Genomic DNA, 4167 nt, shown 5'->3' with positions numbered 1-4167 from the left:
GTACAAGGCCCGCGGCGGCTGCGCCGCCAGGCCACGCGGCCCGTGCCGCGCGAGGCCACCCTCCCCCAGCTAACGCTGGGAGGTGCCCCCAGGGGCGGGTGGGTGGGCGCGGCACCGCACGGCCGCAGGCCGACAAGGCCGCAGGCCGGCTGCCAAGGCCAAGCGCCCAGCGAAACCGCCGGCGCGCGGCCATCGCCGCCGCCCCTTACCGTCGAGGTGGGAGGTGGTGCGCCGGATGCGTCGTGGAGCCCGCTGGACCGCCGCCGTCGTCGTGGCCGTCGCCGCCGTCGTCGGCGTGGCGGCGGCGCCCGCCGCCGAGGCAGGGCAGGTCACCGACCGGGCCGACGCGGCCGCCGACCGCAACGGCCTGGGGCGCTACGACCTGCTGCTGGCGATCGGCACCGACAACCGGGCGCAGGCGCTCTCCGCCGATGTGCACTCGGGTCTCTCCGCCCCCCAGCTGGCCCGCGTGGAGGCGTCGGCCATCCGCCCGGCGCTGCGGCTCGGGGACTGGGCCGGCGCCGCGATCGGCGCCGCCGACGGCTACACCGCCGTGCGGTGGAACCAGCCGGTGCCCGAGCCGCGGCTGCGCGCCGCGCCGGCGGATCCGGGCGCGGTGGGCAGCGGCGGCGCGGACGCCGTGCTGGTGCCTATCGCGCTGATCGCCGCCGGGTTGGTGGTCGTCGGCTATCTGGCGCGGTACGGCCTGCGCCGCCGCTACCGGATGGTGCCGCTGCGCTGGTCGGGGCGGTCGACGGAGCCGCCCACCCAGTCGCACGATCCGCCGCTCGACGAACTCGACCGCCGGGCCAGGGGGTTGCTGATCGAGACCGACGACGCGGTCCGTACCCGCGCCGAGGCGTACGCGTACGCGGCGGGCGCGCCGCCGCCCGCGCTTGGCCGGGCCGCCACCCGAACGGCGGAGGCGCTGCGGATCCGCTTCCGGCTCGACGAGCCGGCACTCGAACGCAACGACCTGGAACGGCGCCGGCTGCTGGAGGAGATCGAGCTGCGCTGCGGCCAGGCCGGTGAGTTGTTGGCCGCCGCGCGGCCCGAGGTGGACGAGGCGGCGGTGCGGGCCGGGGCCGCCGAGTTGCCGGACCGGATCGCGGCGGCCGAGGAGGCGCTGCGCCGGCTGGGTGAGCGGTTCGGGCCCGCGGCCGTGGCGCCGGTGGCCGGCCATCCGGCGGCGGCCAGGACGCGCTCGGCCCGGGGAGCCGAGGCGTTGAACCGGGACGACGCCGCCGCGGCCGCGGCGCCGCTGGCGGGCGCCGGGATGCTGGTGGACGGGGTGGACCGGTGGGTGGCCGAGGTGGAGCGGGCCGCGACCGCGTTCGCCCAGGCCGCGGTGGAGACCGAGACGGACCTGGCGGAGGCCGGGGGCGAGCACGCGCTGCGCGAGGTGTCGGCGCGCGCCGCGGCCGCGCTGGCCGAGGCGCGCGCGATGGTGGCGGACGACCCGTTCGGCGCGCTGCGTCGGCTGGGCGGGGCAGACGCCGTGCTGGCGCGTGAGTTGGCCTCGCGGCGGGAGCGCGAGGATCGCAACCGCAGGGCCCGTTCGCTGTTCGAGCAGGCGCTGCTGACGGCCGCGCCCACGCTCGCCGCGGCGCAGGATCATCTGACGGCGCACCGCGAGTCGGTCGGCACGCCGGCGCGCACCCGGCTCGCGCAGGCGGCTCACCTGCTTGAGCGCTCCTGGGAGGTGGCCCACAACGACCCGGCGACGGCGCTGCCGATCGCGTGGCGGGTGGACGCCCTGGCGGTCGAGGGGCGCGCGTTGGCGCGGCGCGACACCGGCGAGTCGGGGCCGATGGCCTGATCTCTGTTCGAGCGGTGACGTGCTGGCGTATGGTCTGGCATATGCAGATGGGGGGTGATGAATGAACGGGACCAACCTGCAGCCGTGGCAGGTGATCCGGCAGGACGAGAACGGCAGCCGCTACCGCATAGGGCACTGTGCCACGCGTGCCGAGGCGCAGCGGCTCATCCAGCGCCTCCGGCTGAGCGCCGGCGCGCGCCCCGCGGACGACACCGCCCGCTATCTGGTCGAGCGCGTGGAGCCGGCGCCTCGCGCACACCCCTGACCCCCCAGACATAATCGGGTGGAAGGGACATTCGGCCCAGCACCCGACGGGGGCGCAGAGCGTGAGCACAGAACCCGGCAACCCGAACGCCCCCGGCGCGCGCGGCGAGGCGCTGCGCGTCGGCATGGTGCTGCTGGACTCCGAGGGCCGGATCCTGCTCTGGGGCCCGATGGCGGAGAAGATCCTCGGCTGGGACGCCGCCCAGGCAGTCGGACGCCCACTGACCGGCCTGATCCCCACCGACCGGCCCGTCGACCCCGGCCACGACCTGCTGGACACGCTGCTGCGCCACCGCCGCTGGACCGGCCGGCTCACCCTGAGCCACCGCGAAGGACGCCCCGTCGAGCTCCGCGCCCGCGCCGAACTGCTCGACCACCCGAACGGCACCCCGCTCGTTCTCGCCATTCTGGTCGAGAACGAGCGCCTCCGGGCCGTCGAACAGGACCTCGCCACCCTGGACGGCCTGTTCAGCGCCTCCCCACTGGGCATCGGCGTCTTCGACACCGAGCTGCGCTACACCCGGGTCAACGAGGCGCTGTCCCGGCTGGCCGGGCTGCCGGATGCCGAGCTGCTCGGCCGGACCACGCTCGACGTGCTGCCCCGGTCCATGGCCGAGCGGATCCACGGGCTGCAGACCGAGGTGCTGCGCACCGGACAGCCGGTGATCGACCTGGTCGTGCCCTCACCCGACGGGCTCGGGGCGCGCTCGGTGTCCATCGGGCGGATCACCGACCGGGCCGGCCAGCCGATGGGGGTCACCAACATCGTGCTCGACATCACCGAGCGCCGCGACGCGCAGACCAAGATCGAGCGGGCCAGGCAACGGCTCGCCCTGCTCGACGACGTCGGCGGCGCCATCGCCGACCTGCTCGACGTGCGGCGGATCGGCGAGGCCCTGGCCGGCGCCATCGTGCCCCGCTTCGCGGACCTGGCAGGCGTCGAGCTGCTGTCCCTGGTGGCCTCCGGCGGGGAGCCGCCGACCGCCCACGACCGGGCGCGGGGCCCGTTGCTCCAGGTCGGCTTCGCGACCGTCGAGCCACGCCCCGACGTGCGGCGTGCCCTGCGGCGGGGCGAGGAGACGGCCTTCGAACCGATCGGCCCCTTCCTGCGGTCGGTGCTCGACACCGGCGCGCCCTACCTCGCCGAGACCAGGGCCGAGTTGCGGGCCGCCACCGCGTACGACCCGCGCGTCGCGGAGCTGCTGCGCGAACTCGACGTCAACTCGCTGATCACCGTGCCGCTGCGGGCCCGCGGCACGGTGCTCGGGCTGCTGGTGGTCACCCGCAGCGGACACCGTCCGGCCTTCGACGGCGAGGACCTGGCGCTGGCCATGGAGCTCACCGCCCGCGCCGGGATCACGCTGGACAACGCCCGCCTCTACGCCAGGGAGCGGGACGCCGCGCTCACCCTGCAACGCAGCCTGCTGCCACGGACGTTGCCGGAGCAGCCGGGGGTGCGGTTCACGCACCGCTATCTGCCGGCCAGCCGCGGCACCGAGGTCGGCGGCGACTGGTTCGACGTGATCCCGCTGGTCGGCGGCCGGGTGGCGTTCGTCGTCGGCGACGCCACGGGACACGGGCTGCCGGCCGCCGCCGCCATGGGCCGGCTGCGGACGGCGGTGCGCACCCTGGCCGCGCTCGACCTGCCCCCGGCCCACCTGCTGGCCCGGCTCAACGACGCGGGCCGGGACATCGCGCCGAGCCTCGACGACCCGCTGCTGGCCACCTGCCTGTACGCCGAGTACGACCCGCTGAGCCGGGAGTGCCGGCTGGCCAAGGCCGGGCACCTGCCGCCGGTGCTGGTGGTCAGGGACGCGGACAGCGGCCGGTGGACCGCGAGCCCGCTCGACCTGCCGTCCGGGGCGCCGCTCGGCGTGGACGGCGTGCCGTTCGAGGAGCTGCGCGTCGACGTGCCGGAGGGCTCCGTGCTCGTGCTCTACACCGACGGGCTGCTGGAGACGAGGGACGGCGACATCCTGGCCAGAGTCGACGAGCTGTGCGAACTGCTGTGCGGATGGTGGACTTGCCCGAGCCGGGCGGGCCGACCAGCACCACCCGGGGGCCCGACGCCCCGGCGCTCACCT

3 protein-coding genes are annotated in these 4167 nt (G+C 76.3%); all 3 read left to right on the top strand.

Annotated features, from left to right (window positions below; translation table 11 throughout):
- Positions 1-235 precede the first annotated feature (235 nt).
- Complete coding sequence (locus ACFWI8_RS36110; RefSeq protein ID WP_387100452.1) at positions 236-1819, top strand: TPM domain-containing protein; 1584 nt, start codon at positions 236-238, stop codon at positions 1817-1819.
- A 61-nt stretch (positions 1820-1880) separates the two neighbouring features.
- On the top strand, positions 1881-2084 hold the full coding sequence (locus tag ACFWI8_RS36105; RefSeq protein ID WP_387100449.1) for an SPOR domain-containing protein: 204 nt from the start codon (positions 1881-1883) through the stop codon (positions 2082-2084).
- 61 nt (positions 2085-2145) lie between these two features.
- A partial coding sequence (locus tag ACFWI8_RS36100; protein ID WP_387100446.1) for a SpoIIE family protein phosphatase occupies positions 2146-4167 on the top strand: 2022 nt, incomplete at its 3' end.

It is taken from the genome of Streptomyces sp. NPDC127098 (assembly GCF_042722465.1).
GTDB lineage: Bacteria > Actinomycetota > Actinomycetes > Streptomycetales > Streptomycetaceae > Streptomyces > Streptomyces millisiae.
Note: the sequence above shows the minus strand (reverse complement) of the source record. Positions and strands in the feature narration are given on the sequence as shown.

Bases quoted from the DNA above. Each gene is read 5' to 3' on its own strand.
- ACFWI8_RS36110 (WP_387100452.1), top strand. From the start codon at position 236: ATGCGTCGTGGAGCCCGCTGGACCGCCGCCGTCGTCGTGGCCGTCGCC.
- ACFWI8_RS36105 (WP_387100449.1), top strand. From the start codon at position 1,881: ATGAACGGGACCAACCTGCAGCCGTGGCAGGTGATCCGGCAGGACGAG.